The organism is Actinoplanes sp. NPDC048967, assembly GCF_040649415.1.
Taxonomy (GTDB): domain Bacteria; phylum Actinomycetota; class Actinomycetes; order Mycobacteriales; family Micromonosporaceae; genus Actinoplanes.
On sequence record NZ_JBEZFL010000003.1, the window covers coordinates 550,632 to 570,718 of the forward strand.

Here is a 20,087-nt window from a genome sequence, read left to right on the forward strand (position 1 = left end):
CGCAACCCCGGCGGGGCGGGGTGGTGCGCGGGGCTCACGCGGCGGCGGTGACCTCGACGGTGGACGAGCGGGACGTCGCCGCGGTGGCCGTACGGGCGCTGCTGGAGCCGGAGCACGCCGGGCGGACGTACCTGCTCACCGGGCCGCAACCACTCACCCAGGCGGCCAAGGTCGACGCGATCGGCCGGGCCACCGGCCGGGAGCTGAGCTTCGCCGAGATCACGCCGGAGCAGGTGCGCCAGGGCATGCTCGCCGCCGGCCTGCCGGCCGAGATCCCCGACCGCCTGCTGGGCTCACTGGCCGGCTGTGCGCGCGCCCCGGGTCCGTTTTCGACGACGGTGGCCGAGGTGCTCGGTCGTCCGGGGCGGACGTTCGCCGAGTGGGCCACCGACCACGCCGAGCGGTTCCGCTGACGCGGGTCTGCCGTCATTCCCGGGCCTCTTCCATGCGCTGACCGTGGAGCACGCGAAGGGCGTCGAGGGCGACCGCGGTCAGCACGCTGCGGCCGACACCGGCGCGGCCGAGCAGCTCCATTCCACGAGTGACGGCGACAAAGTAGACCGCCAGCGATTGCACGTTCGCGTCCGCCGGGAGATCCCCGTTCTCCCGCGCGTGCTCGAGGCATTGAGCGTAGACCCCGGCGAGCTGTTCGATGCCGGCCTTGGTGGCCGTCGAGAGGGGATCCTCTTCACCAGTTGATTCGACCAGCGCACGCGTGGTGAGCGAGACGCGCCGATCGCTGCTGCTGAACTCGATCGCCATCCGGAGCAGGTGTCCCCGGATTCGTTCCAGCGGCGACGCGTCGTCGTGCCCGAGCGCTTCCGAGACGGCGCGCGCCGCCTCTTCCCGATCCTCGGAGAGCGCCCGGAAGAACAATTCCCGCTTTCCGCCGAACGCGTTGTACAGGCTCTGTTTCCCCAGACCGGTCGCCCGCACCAGGTCATCCAGCGTCGCGGCGGCCAGGCCGTGCACGGCGAACACCTCACTGGCGCTGCTGACGACATCACTCTCGAGGAACTTGCGGGGGCGCGGCATGTGAGCCAGCTTACGTTATTGACCGGACAGTCAAAAACCTTGTTAGCCTGGCGGGACGCACCTCAGAACCAGGTCTCAAGGAGCAGAAATGGAAAGCAACGAAGAAGTCGTCCGCGCGGCATACCGGCTGGCGGAAGGGAACGTCCTCGACGGGCCGGGCTTTCGCGCCCTGTTCACCGAGGACGGCACGTTCAACGACGTGCCGAATTCATTGACCTTCCGCGGGGACCAGATTCCTCACGCGCTGACGGGCTTCGCGAGCGTCTTTCCCGACGTCCACCGTGAACTGCTCCACGTGCACGCGCTCGGTGCCGTTGTCGCCGTCGAACTGCGCATTCAGGGAACGCATCTCGGCGCATTCCCGACCCCGGCCGGCGAGATCCGTCCGACCGGTAATCGTATCGACGTGCCGACGGCGGACCTCTGGTATCTCCGGGACGGAAAAATCGAGAGCTTCAACTGCTACAACGCGGCCAATGTGCTGCTCGCTCAGCTCGGGGCCGGCCCCGACTTCAAGGCGGCCATCGAGGCCGCCGAGACAGCCACCACAGCGGCGTAGCTCTCCGTCCGCTAGAGCGGCTGCACGCCGAAGGGCAGCTCGCCCGTCGCGATGTGGTCCAGCAGCGTGGCACGCAGCGCCTCCGCCGCGTGCGGGAGCACCGCCCGGCGCCGGTGCGCGAGCGCGATCGTGCGGCGCATCCCCGGCGGCGCCAGCGGCGTCGCGCGCAGCAGCGGCCGGTTGACCAGCACCATGCTCGGGACCAGCGCCACCCCGAGGCCGGCCTCCACGAAGGCCAGCACCGCGTCCATCTCGCCGCCCTCGACCGCGAAGCGCGGGATGAAACCCGCACCTCGGCACGCCTCCAGGGTGACGTCGCGCAGATCGTAGCCCGGCCGGAACATCACCAGCGGGGTGTCACGCAGCTCGGTGAGGGCGAGCTGCCGGTTGGCCGTCGGTGGTGGTCCGGCGGCGACCGAGGCGACGACCAGGCTCTCGCGCAGCACCGGGGCGGCGTGCAGGGCCGGGTCGACGCCCTGCTCCGGGTGGACGATCAGCGCCAGGTCCAGGTCCCGGGCCAGCAGGTCGGTGATCAGGTCCTGTGAGCTGCCCTCGTTGACGTGCAGCTCGATGTCCGGGTGCTCGGTGCGGAACCGGCGCAGCACGGTCGGGACCAGCGACGAGCACAGGCTGGGGGTGGCGCCGACCCGGACCCGGCCGCGGCGGAGCCCGACGATCTCCTGCACCGCGTCACGGGCGGCGTCCGCGTCGGCGACCATCCGCCGGGCCAGCGGCAGCAGGGTCTCGCCGGCCGCGGTGAGCGCGACCGCGCCCCGGACGCGTTCGAAGAGCGGCGCGCCGAGCGTCTGTTCGAGGGTGTGAATCTGCTTACTTAAAGTTGGCTGAGAAACGTCCAGCGAGTCAGCCGCTTGGGTGAAATGCCGGGTTTCTGCCACTGCTACGAAGTATCGGAGCTGTTGAAGCTGCACCTTGATAGCTTACGTCTATGACGACCCCGCCGATCATGCATTAGACGAATCGCCCGCGGGTTCTTAGCGTTCACGGTGTGGCGGTAGACATCAGCACTCCAACTCCCCGGGCGACGGCCGAGCCGGCCCGCAAGACGCTGGCCGACAAGCCGGCGCTCAAGCCACGCCGGGGCGCGCGCTCCTCGCTGGCGTTGAAGATCCTCATGGCGGTCACCGGGCTGCTCCTCGTGGGCTTCCTGTACGCCCACATGATCGGCAACCTGAAGATCTTCTTCGGCGCCGAGACCTTCGACCACTACGCGCACTGGCTGCGGACCATCGGCACGCCCCTGCTGCCCCAGGACTGGTACCTGTGGATCCAGCGTGCGGTGCTGACCTTCGCGGTCGTCGCGCACATCGTCGCGGCCACCGTCCTGGCCCGCCGCGCCCGCAAGGCCCGGCCCGTGCGCTACGTGCACCGCCCCAAGGTCCAGGGCAGCTACGCGGCCCGGACGATGCGCTGGGGTGGCGTGATCATCCTGCTGTTCGTGATCTACCACATCCTCGACCTGACCACCGGCACGCTCAACCCGAACGGCAAGCCGGGTCAGCCGTACGCGAACGTCGCCGCCGACTTCGCGCCCGACCGCTGGTACGTGACGCTGTTCTACACGCTGTCCATCGTGGCCGTGGGCTTCCACCTGCGGCACGGCCTGTTCAGCGCGGTCCGCACGCTGGGCCAGCGCACCGCCCGCGGGGAACGCATCGCCCGCGGCGCCGCGCTGCTGCTCTCCGTCGTCCTGGTGGTCGGCTACCTGTCGGTGCCGTTCGCCGTGCTCACCGGATTGGTGGACTGACCATGAATTTCTGGACCGAGGGCGAGGACATCGCCGACCAGGCCGCTCCGGACGGGCCGATCGAGACCCGCTGGGAACGCCGCAGGTTCTCCGCCAAGCTGGTCAACCCGGCCAACCGCCGCAAGCTGTCCGTCATCGTGGTGGGCACCGGCCTGGCCGGTGGCTCGGCCGCGGCGACGCTGGCCGAGGCGGGCTACAAGGTGCGCTCGTACTGCTACCAGGACAGCCCGCGGCGCGCGCACTCGATCGCCGCGCAGGGTGGCATCAACGCGGCCAAGAACTACCGCAACGACGGCGACTCGATCTACCGGCTGTTCTACGACACGGTCAAGGGCGGCGACTTCCGCGCCCGCGAGTCCAACGTGTACCGGCTGGCCGAGGTCAGCGTGAACATCATCGACCAGTGCGTGGCCCAGGGCGTGCCGTTCGCCCGCGAGTACGGCGGCCTGCTCGACAACCGGTCCTTCGGCGGCACCCAGGTGTCGCGCACCTTCTACGCGCGGGGGCAGACGGGTCAGCAGCTGCTGCTGGGCGCGTACCAGGCGATGGAGCGGCAGATCGGGCTGGGCAACATCGAGATGCACGCCCGCCACGAGATGCTCGAGCTGGTCGTGGTCGACGGCAAGGCCCGCGGCGTCGTGGTCCGTGACCTGGTCACCGGCGAGATCACCACCGACCTGGCCGACGCGGTCGTGCTGGCCTCCGGCGGCTACGGCAACGTCTTCTTCCTGTCCACCAACGCCAAGGGCTGCAACGTCACCGCCTCGTGGCGGGCCCACCGCAAGGGCGCGCTGTTCGCCAACCCCTGCTACACGCAGATCCACCCGACGTGCATCCCCGAGTCCGGCTCGCACCAGTCGAAGCTGACGCTGATGTCGGAGTCGCTGCGCAACGACGGCCGGGTGTGGGTGCCGAAGCGGGGCGACGACAAGCGCGCCCCGGGTGACATCCCGGAGGAGGACCGCGACTACTACCTGGAGCGCATCTACCCGTCCTTCGGCAACCTGGTCCCCCGGGACATCGCGTCCCGCGCGGCGAAGAACGTCTGCGACGAGGGCCGCGGCGTCGGCCCCGGCGGTCTCGGCGTCTACCTCGACTTCGCGGACGCGATCGAGCGGCTGGGCCAGCCGGCCGTCGAGGCCAAGTACGGCAACCTCTTCGAGATGTACCAGCGCATCACCGGCGAGGACCCGTACCAGGTGCCGATGCGGATCTACCCGGCCGTGCACTACACGATGGGCGGGCTGTGGGTCGACTACGACCTGCAGTCGACCATCCCGGGCCTGTTCGTGATCGGTGAGGCCAACTTCTCCGACCACGGCGCCAACCGGCTCGGCGCCTCCGCGCTGATGCAGGGCCTGGCCGACGGCTACTTCGTGCTGCCGAACACGCTGAACAACTACCTGGCGGCCGGCCCGTTCGACCAGATCGACGAGTCGCACCCGGAGGTCGTCGCCGCCCGCGGCCAGGTCGAGGACCGCCTGGCCCGGCTGCTGGCCGTCGACGGCGACCGCACCGTCGACTCCTTCCACCGCGAGCTCGGCCACATCATGTGGGAGTACTGCGGCATGGAACGCACCGAGGAGGGCCTGACCAAGGCCATCGGCCTCATCCGCGGCCTGCGCGAGGAGTTCTGGCAGCGGGTCAAGGTGCCCGGCACCGGCGAGCAGCTCAACCAGAACCTGGAGAAGGCCGGCCGGGTCGCCGACTTCTTCGAGCTGGGCGAGCTGATGTGCATCGACGCGCTGCACCGCGCCGAGTCGGCCGGCGGTCACTTCCGCGCCGAGAGCCAGACCCCCGACGGCGAGGCGCTGCGCCACGACGACGAGTACAGCTACGTCGCGGCCTGGGAGTTCGGCGAGACGCCCGTGCTGCACAAGGAACAGCTCGAATTCGAATACGTTCACCCGAGCACCCGGAGCTACAAGTAATGGACATCCAGGTACGCGTGTGGCGCCAGCAGGGGCCGGCCGACAAGGGCCGCATGGTCACCTACGACGTCAAGGACATCTCCCCCGACGCCAGCTTCCTGGAGATGCTCGACGTCCTCAACGAGAAGCTCATCCTCGACGGTGACGACCCGGTGGCGTTCGACCACGACTGCCGCGAGGGCATCTGCGGCATGTGCGGCATGATGATCAACGGGGTGGCGCACGGTCCCGAGCGGGCCACCACCACCTGCCAGCTGCACATGCGGCACTTCAAGGACGGCGACACGATCGACGTCGAGCCGTGGCGCGCGGCCGCCTTCCCGGTGATCAAGGACCTGGTGGTCAACCGCAGCGCGTTCGACGAGATCATCCAGGCCGGCGGCTACATCACCGCGCCGACCGGCACCGCCCCGGACGCGCACGCCACCCCGGTGCCCAAGCCGGACGCGGACGCGGCCTTCGAGGCGGCCACCTGCATCGGCTGCGGTGCCTGCGTGGCAGCCTGCCCGAACGGCTCGTCGATGCTGTTCACCGCGGCCAAGGTGTCGCACCTGGGCCTGCTCCCCCAGGGCCAGCCGGAACGCGACAGCCGGGTCGTCGACATGCTGCAGGCCCAGGACGACGCGGGCTTCGGCGGCTGCACCAACATGGGCGAGTGCACGACCGTCTGTCCGAAGGGGATCCCGCTGACCCTGATCGGCCGCCTCAACAACGATTACCGCAAGGCCATCGGCAAGAAGTAGCGCGTAGCCGGGCACGGTCGGCGACCGTGCCCGGCCCCGGGTCAGCGCGCGGCGATGACCATCTCCGGGAAGCGCGGCGACGCCCGGTCCAGCAGCGGCTGCGGCCGGTGGCGCAGGTGCTGGTCGAAGAACGCCCGGTTGTACCGGCGGGTGAGCTCCAGCGAGCGGGTGCCCGTGGTGGTCGCACCCAGGTCGATGCCGAGCTGGTCGGCCAGCAGCGTCAGGTCGGTGAAGGACCCGTGCACGGTGCCGGCCATGACGATCCAGCGCCGCCAGCCCGTCAACCGCTTCCAGTCGTCGTCCCACGAGACGTCCCGGCCGCCCGGCGAGTGCTCGGCCTGCGTGCCGAGGAACAGGAACGGCCGGGACAATCCGCCGGACGGGACGATGCCGCGCGTCGTACCGTCCATGTCGATCCCCGCGTCGATGCGGCAGTCCCCGGCCATCGCCGCGATCGCGCTCGCCCCGCCGGCCGAGTGACCCGACATGGCGATCCGCGAGGCGTCGATCAGCGAGCTGCCGCGCCAGGCCGGCCTGGGCCCGGTCAGCCGGTCGAGCACGAACGAGACGTCGGCGGCCCGGCCCGCGTACAGCTTGCGGAAGAACGCGTCGTCCTCGGTGAGCTCGCACGCGGCGCAGGTGGCGATGCGGCCGCCGGGGAAGGTGACCGCGTACGTCTCGTGGGTGTGGTCGATCCCGGCCACGACGTAGCCGTGACTGGCCAGGTCCTCGGCCAGCCCGGTCAGCGTCCCGCGGGGCTGGGTGTAGCCGGGTGAGAGCACCACCAGGGGCAGGCTGCGGGCCCGGCCGGCGGGCCGCGCATCCAGGTAGGCGTAGGTGCGGACCCGGCTCAGCGTGTCCGCCGGCAGGTCGGTGATCCGTTTACCGGCCAGGTACAGCTCGGACTCCCGCGGCGACATGTACCGGGCGTGGCGCCCGCCCGGCGCGGCCGCCGGATACCAGACGGTGACCATGAGCTCGCGCGCGGCCGAACCGGGCACCCAGGGGTCGGGCCGGGACGTGTCGGTCAGGTGGATCGCGGTCGTGCCGACCGGCTGGTGGCCGGTCGGCCGGACCAACCGCGGGACGTCCGCGGCTTGCGCGGGCGCCGGAACCAGCAGTCCGGCGGTGATCACGAGGGCGGCGCAGGCCAGCTTCATATCGGGCCCCTTTCCATGAGGAATCATTCGGTGCGGAGTGCGGTGACCGTGCGGGTGCCGGCGGCCCAGCCGGCCGGGAGGAGCGCGCCGCCGACCGCGATGACCAGCCCGCCGAGACCGAACAGCAGCAGCTCGGTGGGGCCGTAGACGTCCACGATGGCGGCGGGCAGGGTGAAGCCGGCGCTCCCGCCCATGGCGCTGAGCACCGCACGTTGCACCGCGACCCCGACCGCCGCGCCGATCACGCCGCCGAGGACGCCGGTGACCAGCACCGACGAGATGACCATCGTGGTCGTCTGCCGCGGCGTCATCCCGAGGGCCTTGTGCACACCGAGGTCGTGCACGCGCTCGCGGGTCTCCAGCACGACGACGTTCAGCACGCCCAGGCCGGCCACGATCACCAGCAGGAGGCTGAGCAGAGCGGTCAGCGTGTCGATGATCAGCACGAGTTCGTCGGTCCCGTGTTCGACGGGCAGCGCCGTCGCGCCGAGCGACCGCAGCGCCGTGTCCAGACCGGAGGCGTACACCGCGGCGTCGGTCCCGGGCCGCACGGAGACGAGGAAGTTCTCCGGGGCCAGGTCGGGCTCGGCGGCCCGCAGGGTCGCGAGGTCGGTGAGGATCTGCAGGCCCCGGTCGTCGGTGTTGAAGGCCTCGCCGACGATCCGGACGGTGACGTCGGTGCCGTGGTCGGTGAGCACCACGGTGTCACCGACCTTCTTGCCGGCGGCGGTCAGGAACGGGGTGGAGACCACGATCTGACCCGGCCCGCTCAGCCAGCTCCCGGAGACCATCCGGTAGTAGCGGGCGCCGTCGGTGCCGGTCAGGGCGACGGTGGAGAGCGGATCGGTGATCCCGGCGACGGTCACCTCGGTCCGGGCCTGACCCAGGTAGCCGCCGGTCCCGGCCTGGGCGGTGATCGCCGCGACGATCCCGGCGGGGTCGCGGAGAGCCCTCGGCCCGTCCGGCCCCGGCTGAGGGCCCGGCCCGCCGGCACCCGGCCCGGACGCCTCCATCCGGGCGTCGATGTGCACGTCGGCGAGGTCCTCGGCCTCCTGGATCAGGCTCAGGGAGGTGGCGAGGCCGACGGCGAAGGTCACGGCGGCCGTGCCGAAGGCGATCGCGGCGACGATGCCGGCCGAGCGCAGCGGGCGGGCGAACGGATGGGCCAGGCCCAGGCTCAGCGGCCGGGGCACCGGGATCCGGCCGGTCCACCGGGCCGCCCACTGACCTCGCCCGGGTCGGGGCGTGCGCCCGACGGCTATCGCGTCGACGCTGCGCAACCGGCCGGCCCGCGCCGCGGCGGCCCAGGCGGTCAGCGTCACCACGGCGAGCGCGCCCCCGGCCACAACCGCGTCGACCCACGGCGTCACCCCGTTGTCGGACGTGCCGTACAGCCGGTTGGTCTGGGCCAGAACCGGCACAGTCAACAGGTTCCCGGCGACGACACCGAGCACGGTGCCGGCCGCGGCGGGGATCAGCGCCTGACCGACATACGCCCGGACGACCTGGGCCGGGGTGAAACCCAGCGCCTTGAGGATGCCGATCCGGCGGGTGCCGGTGCTGACCGCCCCGGCGATCACGTTGCCGATGATGAGCACCGCCATCACCACGCCCAGCACCCCGAACGCGATCAGGAACGGCACCAGCAGCGCGGCCTGGCCGACGGCGTTCTGCCGGGTGGCCAGCCAGGACACGGCTCCGGTGAGCGCGCCGGCCGGCACCGTGGCGGCGATCGCGGTACGGGCCGCGTCGACCTGTGCCGTGGTGTCCGCGGCGGTGAGGCGGTAGAGCATCTGGTAGCCGGCCGGGCCACGGTCCCCGGTCAACGTGGTGAGCTGCTCCGGGGTCACCCAGGCGTCGGCGGTCCGGCTGACCGAGCGGGCGATGCCGACCACGGTGACGTCGGAGTTGCCGGGCGGGTCGGCGACCGTCCACACCGTACCGATCTTGATCGGGGGTCCGCGGAAGCGGCTGTCCTCGGCCAGCACCAGCTCGCCGGGCGCGGTGGCCCACCGGCCGGCGGTCAGGGTGACCTGGTCCACCGGGCCGCCGGCGGCGGACCGGCCGACGACCGTCATCGGCGGCCGCGGACGGCCGCCCGGCCCCAGCACGCTGATCTGGGTGACGGGGAACGGCCCGGCCACGGCGTCGATCCCGGCGGCCCCCGCGGACGCCGTCACCTGCGCCGTCGTCACCTTCGCCGGGTCGAACCGGGCGGTCAGGTGCGCGCCCTGCTGCTGGCCGAAGGCCCGGTCGAACGGTGCCCGGGAGGCGACCAGCAGAGAGCCGCCGAGCACGGCTGAGGTCACCGCGATCAGCACGACCATGGTGATCACCACGGTCTGGACCCGGTGCCGGCCCGCGCCGGCGCGGACCACCCGTCCCAGCGTGCTCATCGGACGGTCGCGGTCGTGTCCGCGGCCACCCGGCCGTCGCGGAGCTGCACCGTACGGGTCGCGCAGTTCCCGGCCAGCGCCAGGTCGTGCGTGACCAGCACGATCGTCTGACCGTCGGCGTGCAGCTCGGTGAGCAGCCGCTGGACCTCCTCGCCGGCGGCGGTGTCCAGCGCCCCGGTCGGCTCGTCGGCCAGCAGCAGCGCCGGCCGGTTCATCAGCGCGCGGGCCACGGCGACCCGCTGCCGTTCCCCGCCGGAGAGCCGTCCCGGGTACGCGGCCGCGTGCCGGTCGACGCCGAGCACGGTCAGCAGCTCGGTGGCCCGGCGCTGGGCGGCGGTGCGGGTCATGCCGGCGAGCTGGGCCGGCAGCATCACGTTGTCGGCGACGGTCAGGTCGTCGAGCAGGTTGAAGAACTGGAACACCAGGCCGATCCGGGCCCGCCGGTACCGGGCCGACGCCGCTTCGCCCAGTCTGTCCACGGCGACGCCGTCCACAGTGACCGTGCCGGTACTCGGACGGTCCAGCCCGGCGATGAGGTTGAGCAGCGTGGACTTGCCGCTGCCGGACGGGCCGAGGATGGCCACGGACTCCCCGGGCCGCACGGTCAGGGACAGCTCCCGCAACGCCGGGGGCCCGTCGTCGTAGCGTCGGGTCACGTCCCGCAGTTCGATCAACGGCGCACTCATGATGGTCTCCTCAGGTCGTCGGCGGCGTTGACGCTAGGTGCGGGCCCGGACCGGACACATCGACAGCGGGAGGCATCTTCGGTACCGCATCGGGATGAGCCCGGCGCGGCGTCATCCCTGAGATGTAGGCGGGCGAGGTAGCGCGCACCCGTCCCGAGACGGATACCGCGGGGCCGTCACGGCGACGAGAATGAGCCGGTGACCGAACGTGCGCTGCTGAGCCGGCTGCGGGCCGGAGCGCGGGCGCTGATCCGGCCGGCCGGACCGCTGCCGTCACTGTCGCGGCGGGGCCAGGTCTTCGATGTCGTACTGGCGCTGGCCCTGGGCATCGCCGCGATCCAGGCCGGTGACGAGGGCATCCAGGACCGGGTCGGGCTGGTCAACTGCCCGGTCCCGTACCCCGGTCCCGGTCCGGTGCCGCGGTGCCAGCCGGTGTGGCCGCCGTTCCTGCCGGTCGACGACGGCCAGTCCGCCGGTCGGACGACCCTGCTGCTCCTGCTGGTGGTGCTGCCGCTGGTGTTCCGGCGCCGATATCCGCTGGGCGTGCTGTGGGTCGTGCTGGCGCTGGCCTCGGCGGTCAGTGACAATCCGGCGGCGTTGCGGCTGTCGTTCTTCGCGTGCGTCATCGCGGGGTACACCGCCGCGGTGTTCAGCCCGTACCGGTTGCCCGCGCTGGCGAGCCTGCCGGTGGCGGCGGTGCTGCACAACACCCTGCAGTCGGACGCCAGCTCGGTGTCGGACAGTGCGGTGCCGTACCTGATCCTGCTGCCCATCGCCGTCGCCGCCGACGGCCTGCGCCGGTGGAAACACCGCGCCGACGAGGGCCAGGCGCGGATGGCGGTGATGGCCCACGAGCAGGCCGAGGCGGTGCGCCGGGCCACCGAGCACGAACGGGCGCGGATCGCCCGGGAGCTGCACGACGTGGTGACGCACAACGTCAGCGTGATGGTGATCCAGGCCGGCGGCGCCCGCAAGATCATGGACTCGGCGCCCGAGCAGGCGAAGGAGGCGCTGCTGGCGGTCGAGGCCAGCGGCCGGTCGGCGATGACCGAGCTGCGCCACGTGATGGGCCTGCTCACCATGCGGGGCGAGGGCCCCGAGCCGGCGAGCGACGCGGACCTGGCGCCGCAGCCGGGCCTCGACGGGCTCGACGGGCTGGTGCAGCGGATGCGCGACACCGGCGTGCCGATCGAGCTCACCCGCCGCGGGCAGCGGATGCCGCTGCCGTCCGGGGTCGAGCTCACGGTGTACCGGCTGGTGCAGGAGGCGCTGACGAACATCGTCAAGCACGCGGCCGGCGCCTCGGTGCGGGTGACGCTGGCCTACGGCGACGACGACGTGCAGGTCGAGGTGGCCGACACCGGTGGCCGGTCCGGCGCCGCGGCCGCCACCGGGGCCGGGCGGGGGCTGATCGGCCTGCGCGAACGGCTCGCCGTCTACGGTGGGGTCCTGCAGGCGGGACCGCGGCTCAGCGGCGGATACCGCGTCCACGCCCGGATTCCGGTGGAGGTGTCGTGACCACGGCGCTGCGGGTGGTGGTCGCCGACGACCAGGCGCTGGTCCGCGCCGGCTTCCGGATGATCCTCACGGCGGACGGCATCGAGGTGGTCGCCGAGGCGACGAACGGGGCCGAGGCGGTCGACGCGGTCCGCCGGCACCGGCCCGACGTGGTGCTGATGGACATCCGGATGCCCGAGATGGACGGGCTGGCGGCCACCCGGCAGATCCTCTCCGGCACCGGTGCGGCGCCGCGGGTCATCATGCTGACGACGTTCGACCTCGACCACTACGTGTACGCGGCGCTGACCGCCGGCGCCAGCGGCTTCCTGCTCAAGGACGTCACCCCCGAGCACCTGGTGAACGCCGTGCGGCTGGTCCGCGACGGCGACGCGATGCTCGCGCCGACGATCACCCGGCGGCTGGTCGAACGCTTCGCCCAGCGCGACGCCGACGTGCCGGTCGTGCACCGCGACCTGAGCGTCCTGACCCCGCGCGAGCTGGAAGTGCTCGGCCTGCTCGCACGGGGGCTGAGCAATTCCGAGCTGGCCGGCCGGCTGCACCTGTCGGAGGCGACGGTGAAGACCCACGTCGCCCGGATCCTGGCCAAGCTCGGGCTGCGGGACCGGGTCCAGGCCGTCGTTGTCGCGTACCGCACGGGTCTGGTCAATCCGTGACCCGGGAGCAGGTGATCGCCGAGGTCGCGGGCCGGATTCCGGCGGCCGGCGGCGCCGTGCGGGTCGCGGTGGACGGCGTCGACGGGGTCGGGAAGACCACGTTCGCCCGGGAGCTCGCCGCCGCGCTGCGCGCGCGGGGGCGGCCGGTCGTGCACGTGTCCGCCGACGGCTTCCATCAGGTACGGGCCGTCCGGCATCGGCGGGGCCGCACCTCACCCGAGGGTTTCTGGCTGGACTCGTATGACTACGCGGCGCTGGTCTCCGCCGTACTGGCGCCGTTCGGGCCGGGTGGGGACCGGCGGTATCGCAGCGCCGTGCACGACGTCGCCACCGACGAGGTGCTCGATCTGCCATGGGTGCAGGCGCCGGCCGGGGCCGTGCTCGTGGTGGACGGCTTGTTCCTGCACCGCGACGAACTGGTCGCCCACTGGGACTTCTCGATCTTCCTGACCGCGCCGTTCGCCGTCACCGCGCAGCGGATGGCCCGGCGCGACGGCACCCATCCGGACCCGGACCATCCGAGCATGGCCCGGTACGTGCGGGGCCAGCGCCTCTACTTCGCCGCGTGCCGGCCGTGGGAACGCGCCGATCTGGTGATCGACAACAGCGACGCCGGCCGGCCGGTGCCGGTCGTGGAACAGAGGTAGAGGTTGCTGGGAACCGTACTGGCGGCGGTCGGTGTCTTCGCCGGCACCAACGTCGACGACATCATCGTGCTGACCGTGCTCTTTCTCGCGGCCCGCGCGGCGGGCCGGCCGCGGCCCTGGCAGATCTGGGCCGGGCAGTACGCCGGCATCACCGTGCTCGTGGCGGTCTCCGCGCTGGCCGCCCTGGGCCTGGCTCTGGTCCCGGACGAGTGGGTCGGGCTGCTGGGCCTGGTCCCGATCGCGCTCGGTGTCCGCGGGCTGATCGGCGCGGCCCGCGGCGGCGACGACGATTCCCCGGTGGCGGCCGGCAACGCGCTCGCGGTGGCCGGCGTGACCATCGCGAACGGCGCGGACAACATCGCGGTCTACACGCCGATGTTCCGAACGCTGGGAGCCGGCGGCAGTGCCGTGGTGGTGCTGGTCTTCGTGGTGCTGATCGCGGTGTGGTGCGCGGCGGCGTCCTGGCTCGGCTCGCACCGCCGGATCATCGAACTGGTCCGCCGGCACGGGCACTGGCTGGTGCCGCTGGTCTTCATCACCATCGGCCTGGTGATCCTCATCGAGTCGGGGGTGCTGAGCCGCCTGTTCTGAGCGCGGCGGGCTCGACCCCGCCGGCCGCCGGACCACCGGGTCGCGGAGCCGCCAGGACGGGGCCGGGGCGCGGCGCCGGACCCGCCCACCGGGCCCGGCGCCGCCGGCGGATCAGGCTGTGCCCGGCCGCGCGGTGCGGGCGGTCAGGCCGCCGGCACGGGCTCGCGCGCCTCGGGCTCGGCCCCTTCCGCCACCGGGGTGGCAGTGTTGTGTTTCAGCGCCAGGTAGAAGCAGAGGATCGCCGGGACCGCGATCAGCAGGACCGGCAGGGCGCTGCCGGTGAGGTAGATCGACACGGCCGTCAGCAGCACTCCGAAGATCATCTCCGCGCGGTTGGCCACCAGCGCCTGGCGCAGGGTGATCCGCTGGTCCTCCTTGGGGGTCACCACGAACACCGACTTGCCGAACGCCGAGGTCACCGAGGCCCGGAAGCTGATGAACAGCATCGAACCGTAGAGCAGGACCGTGTGCAGCAGATACCAGGCCAGGCGCAGCTTCGGCAGGGCGCGGAAGTGGAAGATCACGTCGTTGAGCATCGGCGCCAGCAGGAACAGCGCCGTCGGGGCGAGCATCCACAGCGGGTATTCGATGCGGTAGCCGAGCACCGGCAGCACCACCACGTGGATCGCCACGTAGATCGAGAACACCGCGGTCAGCGGCAGGTTGTAGGTGAACAGCACGATGTCGAGCTTCTCGAACCAGCTCATCCGCGAGCGCAGGATCACCGCGGTGTAGCGCTTGATGAACTCCATGTTGCCCTGGGTCCACTTCGAGTGACGCTTCTTGAAGGCCAGGTAGTCGACCGGATACTCCTCCTCGCACACCACGTCGGGCGCGAAGACGGTGTAGTAGCCGGCGTCCCGCGCGGCGATCGAGAAGCACAGGTCCTCGGCCACCACGTGCGGGAAGCCACCGGCCGCGGTGTAGCACTCGCGGCTGACCATCGCGCCGTGCCCGAGCAGCGACAGGAAGCCGTGCCGGTCCTTGACCGTCTGGTACGCGATCCAGTGCGAGTCCACGCCGATCGAGAACATCCGCATGAACGCGTTGCGGCTACGGGTGGCGATGTGGTTGGCCTGCACGATGCCCGCGTTCGGGTACGCCGCGAAGTAGTCCAGGCTGCGCGTGATGTAGCCGGGCGGGATGATCTCGTCGCTGTCCAGGATGACGAAGTAGTCGTACTCCGCCGTACCCAGGTAGTTGTTGAGATTGCCGGCCTTGAAGCCGGCCCGGTCCGCCCGCCGCACCACCCGCACCCCGTGCTCGGCGCCGAAGGCGTCGACCTGGGCCAGGTATTCCGGCTTCGACGAGTCGTCCAGGATGACCACCTCGACGTTGCCGTAGTCCTGGCGCATGCTGCGCAGCAGGCTGTCGGCGGAGAAGTCGTTGCAGGTGCAGTAGACGAGCACGACCCGCGGCTGGGCCGCCGACGCCCGGTGCGGCACCGGCCGCGACCGCCGGGCCGAGACCAGGTGGTAATACAGCGTGTAGACGACGTCCTTGGTGCCGTTGAGCCAGAAGTACGCGATGAAGACGGTGCTCGCCACGACCAGCGTGACGATCGGCCAGCCGGCCCGGCCGGCCGCGTCGAGCTGGTCGAGGGAGGTCTCCAGCAGCGCCGCGAGCAGCACCGACCAGCCGCCCAGGATGATCAGGTAGAGCCGGGGAGACTTGGTCATCAGGAGCCGTCCCGTCGCCGCTTGAGCCGGTCGCCGATCGCCAGGACCGCGCCGATGCCGACGACCAGCGCGCCGCCGACCGTCACCGCCGTCAGGCTCGCGGTCTGCCCCAGAATGGTGATCCCGCTGCCGGTGAGCGCCAATGACGCCGAGTTGTCGTACATGATTGTTCCTCCCTGGAAGTGACTGCCGGGCTCCACCTTGGACGGGCGATATTAATGGCGGGTAAAACGGTTCGTTCGCCCGCGTTTCACGCCGGGGGCGGGGCCGCATTGTTTCCCCCGGATGAACTCTGTCAATATGTGACGGCTCGGCCGCCGGGGCAGGTCAGCGGGGTATTGTGGGAGCCACGGAAACGCTGTGTCCATACCGGAGAAATGGCGGCATGACATTTAAGCTGGCCCATGTGTTGACCCTCACACTGGCGGTGCTGCCGCTCACGGCGTGCGGGTCGGACGGCGACCGGCCGGCGCGCGCCTGCCCGGCCGGCACCCCGATCGGCAGCTCGGCCGCGCTGACGCCGTATCCCGGCCCGGCCGGCTGGATCCAGGGCGCCACCTGGTCACCGACCGCCGACGTGCGCGGTGATCTGCGGCGGATGCGCGACGGGCACGCCATCGACACGGTGAACGTCTACGGCCTGGAGACGTGGAGCAGGTCCCGCCTCGACGAGTTCTTCACCGCGCTGGCCTCGTTGCGGATGCGGGCGGTCGTCCGGCTCGAGGCGTACGACCCGGCGACGTTCGCGTTCCGTCCCGAGGATGCGGCCGAGGTGCTCGACAGGCACCGTGAACTGCTCACTTACGTACGCGACAAGCCGGTGGCCTACCTGGCGCTGAACATGCCGGTGGACGATCCGCGGGTGCAGGCCCGGCTCGGCGGGGTCAACTCGGAGCTGTCCGCGCGCCGCCAGGTCGCGTACGCGAAGGAGCTGGTCGCCCTGGTCCGGCCGTACGCCGGCCCGGTGCCGGTCTTCGTCGGCCTGTTCTACGGCTGGGACGGCTCGTACCGCATTCCGTCCTATCGCGACAGCGGCGCCGACGGCTACGTACTGACCAGCTACAGCTATCCGGGCGGCCGGGTGCCGCCGGCCGGCAGCAGCGCGGAGGAGCTGATCGACGCGCCGCGGTTGCGGTCGGCGGCGGACCGGGCAGTGGCCGCCCAGCCGGGGGCGCCGATCGTCGTCGAATACGGTTTCCAGACTCTGGCCGCGCACGACGCGATGCCGGATCAGACCGCGGGATTGGTGGCCGACGTCACGGCTAAACGCGCGGCACTGCACGCGACCACGCATTTCTATTGCTCGCGATACCCGGCTGTCATCGGCACGACGTATTTCGGCTACAACGTTTTCAAGGAGGAGGGAGATCCGCCGCGAACTCTCGACTACGGGCTGACGAAGCCACCGCCGGAAACACCACGGCCGACCCCGGGCGATCGCTGACCGTCGGAGCGGGCCGGAGTTCGATGGCAATACACGATGACCTTGCGGCGGCTGACGGGCCGGCGAGGTGACGGGGCGGTGGGGGTCGGCTGCTGTCGCCGGCGGCGCTGTCCGCCGAGCCGGTCGGCCCGTCGTCGGCCGGTGAGGGCGAGGAACCGCGGGAGGCAAAGGCCGGTTACCTGCCCATGGACTCAGTTGCCTCGGCCGGCTGCCCGAGCCGCGAACGGCGGGCGACGGCCGCCGCCGCGACCAGGCAGAAGGCGGCGCCGGCCAGCAGGACCGGACGGGCTCCCAGGTGGACCGCGGCCGCGCCCAGCGGGGTGGCCACGGCGATCGGGCCGAACATCAGCGTGTTCGCCGTCGCCGCGACCCGGCCCAGCAGCTCGGGCGGGGTGTGGGTCTGCACGGCCGTGACCGCGGCGACCAGTGTCCAGGGCAGACCGATGCCACCGATCACCCCGCCGACCAGCAGCGCGGGCCACCACGGCAGGCAGCGGGCCGCGAGGCTCGCCGCGAACAGCGCCGTCCCGGCCACGCCGACGACCGTCACGCCCGCGCGGGTGATCAGCCGGCCGACGATCAGGCCACCCACGACGGAACCGGCGCCCTGCGCGCTGAGCAGCAGACCGAGAAAGGTCGCGGGCAGGCCCAGGCCGACCGTCACGACCTCGTACTGGGCGGCGGCGGCGAAACCCGACATGGCGATCGAGACGGCGGCCAGCGTGACAGTCACCCGCAGCAGGGGGTGCCCGGCCAGTACGGCCAGACCGGCGCGCAGTCCGGACGGGACCTTCGTGCTGGTCGCCGGGGTGGCGGTCAAGCGCAGTGCGGCGTAGAGGACCGCCACGACCACCGGCAGCGCCGCGCTGAGGATCGCGACGGCCGCGCCGCCGTGCCAGGCGTAGAGGCCCGCGCCGGCCAGCGGGGCGACGAGCTTCATGCCTTCCTGGGCGCTGGACCGCCAGCCGTTGACCTCGCCGAGGGCGCCGGCCGGGAGCGCCACCGGCAGCAGGGCCGATTCGCCCGCGTCGAGCAGGACGTAGCTGATCCCGTACGTGAGAGAGACGGCGTACAGCAGCCAGCTGCCGGCCGGGGTGCGCACCGTCAGCAGGCTCGACAGGGACGCGGCCAGGACGAGATTGGTGGCGATCAGCAACGGGCGGCGGGGCATCCGGTCGAGCAGGCCGCCCAGCCACGGCCCGGCCAGCACCGGGGCGTAGACGCAGAGGCCGGTCAGTGCCGCCCGGCTCGATGAACCGGTCAGCTCCAGCATCCAGATGCCCGCCACCAGCGACATCGCGGTGCTGCCGAAGCCGGACAGCAGCGAGATCGCCACGAAGAGCACGACGTTGCGACGCATGCCCCCCATCCTCGACAGGTGAGTCCTTCCGACTCAATGCCTGTCGTGGACGTCAACGGTCCGTTGACAACGCTCGGTGCAGAGCCACCGCGGCGAGCCGGACGTGGCCGGGCAGGGGCGCCGCGGCGAGGTCCTCGTCGGCCTGGGCGGCGAGCGCGTAGAGGCCTCCCGGGGGTGCGTCCAGCGCCGTCCGCACGGTCGCCCGGACCAGGGCGGCGCGCGGGAACCGGGTGGTCCAGCGGCGGTCGGTGGCGATGCCGCGGTGCAGGTCGTCGACCGCCGCGCGCAGGGTGACGATGCTGTGGGCGTACCGGAGGTCCTGCTCGTGCCGCCGCGACCGCGCGGCCGCGACCAGCCGTTGCCAGCGCTGCTCGGCCGCCTGACGGCTGGTCAGGCCCAGCGCCGCGGCGATCTCGCCCCAGGTGGCGCCGGCCTGACGGGCCCGGTCGATCAGCTCGCGCTCACGGTCGTCCAGGGCGGCCCGGGCCGCCCCGATCTCGGCGAGGTGGCCCAGCTCAGCCTTCACCGCGCGTCACCATGACGTCGATGCCGTCGAGGACGCGGGTCAGCCCGAAGGTGAAGGACCGCTCGAGATCACCGTCGCCGGCCGTGAAGACACCGGCCGCCGAGGCCGCCGCCAGGGCCGGCATCCGTTCCGGCGTGACGAAGTGGGCGATGAGCCGGCCGTAATCGGCCTGGTCGCCCGGCTCGGCCCGGAGCAGGACAGCGCCGATCTGGGCCTCACCGCGGACGAAGTGCAGCACCGTCATCAGCACCTCGAATCGCTCGGCCCAGCTCAGCGCCGTGTCGTCCAGGGCGGACAGGCCCCGGTCCACCCAGGCGAGCTGACCCGGGTCCAGCGGCGGCCGCCCGGCGGTGACCTGCAGGATCCACGGGTGGGCGTAGTAGACCCCGCGCAACGCCCGGGCCCAGGTCTCCAGCGCCGCCCGCCAGCCGGAGGCGGGCAGCTCGGGCGGCGACCCGGGGGCGGCGTCGGTCATGAAGGCCAGCAGCTCGTCCTTGTTGGACACGTGCCGGTAGAGCGACATCGGCGCGCTGCCGAGCCGCTCGGCCAGCCGGGCCATGGACAGGGCCGCGATGCCGTCGGCATCGGCGAGCGCGATGCCGGCCGCGACGATCCGGTCGCGGCTCAGCCCCCGGCCACCGGGCCGGTCCGGCTCCCCCCAGAGGACGCGCAGGGTACGCGGGATCTCGGTCGTCACGGTGGCCATCCTACGAGCGCCCCTTCCGGAGCTGGTGCGTATGCCATACGCTACTTGCGTACGCCATACGCAACCGAGGAGACGGTGATGACGGCACGATCGAGATGGTGGCGGCGACCGTGGGTTTTTCCGCTGGGGGCGGTGGTGACGCTGTTCCTGGCTTTTTCGCTGCCGCCGTACCTCAGTCTCGACCCGGACCGCTCCCGCGTCCCCCAGCCGGCGGCCCTCGGCGTCGCGCACTACTGGACGCTGGTGCCGCACGTGCTGTTCGGCAGCATCGCGCTGGCCACGGCGGTCCTGCAGATCTGGCCCTGGCTGCGCGCCCGGCACCCGGTCTGGCACCGCCGGCTCGGCCGGCTCTACGTCTTCGGCGGGGTGCTGCCCGCCGGGGTGACCGCGCTCGTGGTGGGCGGGTTCACGCCGTTCGGACCGGTGACCCGGGCGAGCAACCTGCTGCTCGCGGTGCTGTGGCTCGGCTGCACCCTGACCGGCTGGCGGATGGCCCGGCAGCGCCGCTTCGCCGAGCACCGGCGATGGATGATCCGCAGCTTCGCGCTGACCGCCTCCATCATCACCAACCGGATCTGGGGTGCGATCGCCGCGATCACGCTCGCCCCGCAGCTCGACACCACGTTCCACGGTGACGAGGTGCTGTTCGGCTGGGTGGTGTCCGCAGTAGCCGCGTGGCTCGGGT

At 71.9% G+C, this 20,087-nt stretch carries 20 protein-coding genes and 1 pseudogene; 11 read left to right on the plus strand and 10 right to left on the minus strand.

Translation table 11 applies throughout. The annotated features are described in order from the left end of the window. Positions 1-47: 47 nt before the first annotated feature. Positions 48-413: a hypothetical protein gene (locus AB0C12_RS15085; protein WP_360548078.1), complete on the plus strand. Its 366-nt coding sequence runs from the start codon at positions 48-50 to the stop codon at positions 411-413. Between the two features lie 13 nt (positions 414-426). Here the strand turns inward: AB0C12_RS15085 and AB0C12_RS15090 are convergent, their stop codons facing one another. Next, complete coding sequence (locus AB0C12_RS15090) at positions 427-1,035, minus strand: TetR/AcrR family transcriptional regulator (RefSeq protein WP_360548080.1); 609 nt, start codon at positions 1,033-1,035, stop codon at positions 427-429. 88 nt (positions 1,036-1,123) lie between these two features. Between AB0C12_RS15090 and AB0C12_RS15095 the strand changes: the two genes are divergently transcribed. Further along, complete coding sequence (locus AB0C12_RS15095; protein WP_360548082.1) at positions 1,124-1,594, plus strand: nuclear transport factor 2 family protein; 471 nt, start codon at positions 1,124-1,126, stop codon at positions 1,592-1,594. A gap of 11 nt (positions 1,595-1,605) precedes the next feature. Here the strand turns inward: AB0C12_RS15095 and AB0C12_RS15100 are convergent, their stop codons facing one another. Then, positions 1,606-2,529 carry a LysR substrate-binding domain-containing protein gene (locus tag AB0C12_RS15100; protein ID WP_360549020.1) on the minus strand — a complete coding sequence of 308 codons (924 nt, stop codon included), beginning with the start codon at positions 2,527-2,529 and terminating at the stop codon, positions 1,606-1,608. 179 nt (positions 2,530-2,708) lie between these two features. Between AB0C12_RS15100 and AB0C12_RS15105 the strand changes: the two genes are divergently transcribed. The 3 genes from AB0C12_RS15105 to AB0C12_RS15115 are packed head-to-tail and all read left to right on the plus strand — an operon-like array spanning position 2,709 to position 6,033. Next, positions 2,709-3,359 (plus strand): succinate dehydrogenase cytochrome b subunit, encoded by a 651-nt coding sequence (locus AB0C12_RS15105; protein WP_360549021.1) that lies wholly within the window; start codon positions 2,709-2,711, stop codon positions 3,357-3,359. Between the two features lie 2 nt (positions 3,360-3,361). Beyond that, entirely contained in the window at positions 3,362-5,290 is a 1,929-nt protein-coding gene (locus tag AB0C12_RS15110) for a fumarate reductase/succinate dehydrogenase flavoprotein subunit (protein ID WP_360548084.1), read from the plus strand. Beyond that, a complete protein-coding gene (locus AB0C12_RS15115; RefSeq protein WP_360548086.1) occupies positions 5,290-6,033 on the plus strand; it encodes a succinate dehydrogenase/fumarate reductase iron-sulfur subunit in 744 nt (247 codons plus the stop codon). The genes AB0C12_RS15110 and AB0C12_RS15115 overlap by 1 nt, the downstream gene beginning before the upstream one ends. Positions 6,034-6,074: 41 nt before the next feature. Here AB0C12_RS15115 and AB0C12_RS15120 read toward each other — a convergent pair whose 3' ends face one another. From AB0C12_RS15120 to AB0C12_RS15130, 3 genes are read right to left on the minus strand one after another with little or no spacing between them, the layout of a single operon-like run. Beyond that, on the minus strand, positions 6,075-7,193 hold the full coding sequence (locus AB0C12_RS15120; RefSeq protein ID WP_360548088.1) for a hydrolase: 1,119 nt from the start codon (positions 7,191-7,193) through the stop codon (positions 6,075-6,077). 23 nt (positions 7,194-7,216) lie between these two features. Beyond that, positions 7,217-9,589: an FtsX-like permease family protein gene (locus tag AB0C12_RS15125; RefSeq protein ID WP_360548090.1), complete on the minus strand. Its 2,373-nt coding sequence runs from the start codon at positions 9,587-9,589 to the stop codon at positions 7,217-7,219. Continuing rightward, complete coding sequence (locus tag AB0C12_RS15130) at positions 9,586-10,275, minus strand: ABC transporter ATP-binding protein (RefSeq protein WP_360548092.1); 690 nt, start codon at positions 10,273-10,275, stop codon at positions 9,586-9,588. Before AB0C12_RS15130 ends, AB0C12_RS15125 begins: the two co-directional genes overlap by 4 nt. Positions 10,276-10,473: 198 nt before the next feature. Here AB0C12_RS15130 and AB0C12_RS15135 point away from each other — a divergent pair, with 198 nt between their 5' ends. From AB0C12_RS15135 to AB0C12_RS15150, 4 genes are read left to right on the plus strand one after another with little or no spacing between them, the layout of a single operon-like run. Beyond that, entirely contained in the window at positions 10,474-11,793 is a 1,320-nt protein-coding gene (locus AB0C12_RS15135) for a histidine kinase (RefSeq protein WP_360548094.1), read from the plus strand. Further along, positions 11,790-12,449 (plus strand): response regulator transcription factor, encoded by a 660-nt coding sequence (locus AB0C12_RS15140; RefSeq protein WP_360548096.1) that lies wholly within the window; start codon positions 11,790-11,792, stop codon positions 12,447-12,449. The genes AB0C12_RS15135 and AB0C12_RS15140 overlap by 4 nt, the downstream gene beginning before the upstream one ends. Beyond that, positions 12,446-13,096 (plus strand): uridine kinase, encoded by a 651-nt coding sequence (locus tag AB0C12_RS15145; RefSeq protein WP_360548098.1) that lies wholly within the window; start codon positions 12,446-12,448, stop codon positions 13,094-13,096. The genes AB0C12_RS15140 and AB0C12_RS15145 overlap by 4 nt, the downstream gene beginning before the upstream one ends. Before the next feature lie 3 nt (positions 13,097-13,099). Continuing rightward, the gene (locus AB0C12_RS15150; RefSeq protein ID WP_360548100.1) at positions 13,100-13,687 is read left to right on the plus strand and encodes a cadmium resistance transporter; all 588 of its coding nucleotides are present in this window, start codon (positions 13,100-13,102) and stop codon (positions 13,685-13,687) included. A gap of 143 nt (positions 13,688-13,830) precedes the next feature. Here the strand turns inward: AB0C12_RS15150 and AB0C12_RS15155 are convergent, their stop codons facing one another. Both AB0C12_RS15155 and AB0C12_RS15160 read right to left on the minus strand, forming a co-directional pair. Further along, positions 13,831-15,366, minus strand: coding sequence for a glycosyltransferase family 2 protein (locus AB0C12_RS15155; RefSeq protein ID WP_360548102.1), 1,536 nt, complete (start codon positions 15,364-15,366; stop codon positions 13,831-13,833). Further along, on the minus strand, positions 15,366-15,530 hold the full coding sequence (locus AB0C12_RS15160; RefSeq protein WP_360548104.1) for a hypothetical protein: 165 nt from the start codon (positions 15,528-15,530) through the stop codon (positions 15,366-15,368). Before AB0C12_RS15160 ends, AB0C12_RS15155 begins: the two co-directional genes overlap by 1 nt. A gap of 242 nt (positions 15,531-15,772) precedes the next feature. Here AB0C12_RS15160 and AB0C12_RS15165 point away from each other — a divergent pair, with 242 nt between their 5' ends. After that, the gene (locus AB0C12_RS15165; protein WP_360548106.1) at positions 15,773-16,810 is read left to right on the plus strand and encodes a hypothetical protein; all 1,038 of its coding nucleotides are present in this window, start codon (positions 15,773-15,775) and stop codon (positions 16,808-16,810) included. A 175-nt stretch (positions 16,811-16,985) separates the two neighbouring features. Here AB0C12_RS15165 and AB0C12_RS15170 read toward each other — a convergent pair whose 3' ends face one another. The 3 genes from AB0C12_RS15170 to AB0C12_RS15180 are packed head-to-tail and all read right to left on the minus strand — an operon-like array spanning position 16,986 to position 19,393. Then, a complete protein-coding gene (locus AB0C12_RS15170; protein WP_360548108.1) occupies positions 16,986-18,170 on the minus strand; it encodes an MFS transporter in 1,185 nt (394 codons plus the stop codon). A 52-nt stretch (positions 18,171-18,222) separates the two neighbouring features. After that, positions 18,223-18,696 carry a hypothetical protein gene (locus AB0C12_RS15175; protein ID WP_360548110.1) on the minus strand — a complete coding sequence of 158 codons (474 nt, stop codon included), beginning with the start codon at positions 18,694-18,696 and terminating at the stop codon, positions 18,223-18,225. After that, positions 18,686-19,393, minus strand: coding sequence for a TetR/AcrR family transcriptional regulator (locus AB0C12_RS15180; RefSeq protein ID WP_360548112.1), 708 nt, complete (start codon positions 19,391-19,393; stop codon positions 18,686-18,688). Before AB0C12_RS15180 ends, AB0C12_RS15175 begins: the two co-directional genes overlap by 11 nt. Before the next feature lie 87 nt (positions 19,394-19,480). Here AB0C12_RS15180 and AB0C12_RS15185 point away from each other — a divergent pair. After that, positions 19,481-20,059: pseudogene (locus AB0C12_RS15185) on the plus strand (DUF2306 domain-containing protein); the annotation flags it as partial. Positions 20,060-20,087: the final 28 nt, after the last annotated feature.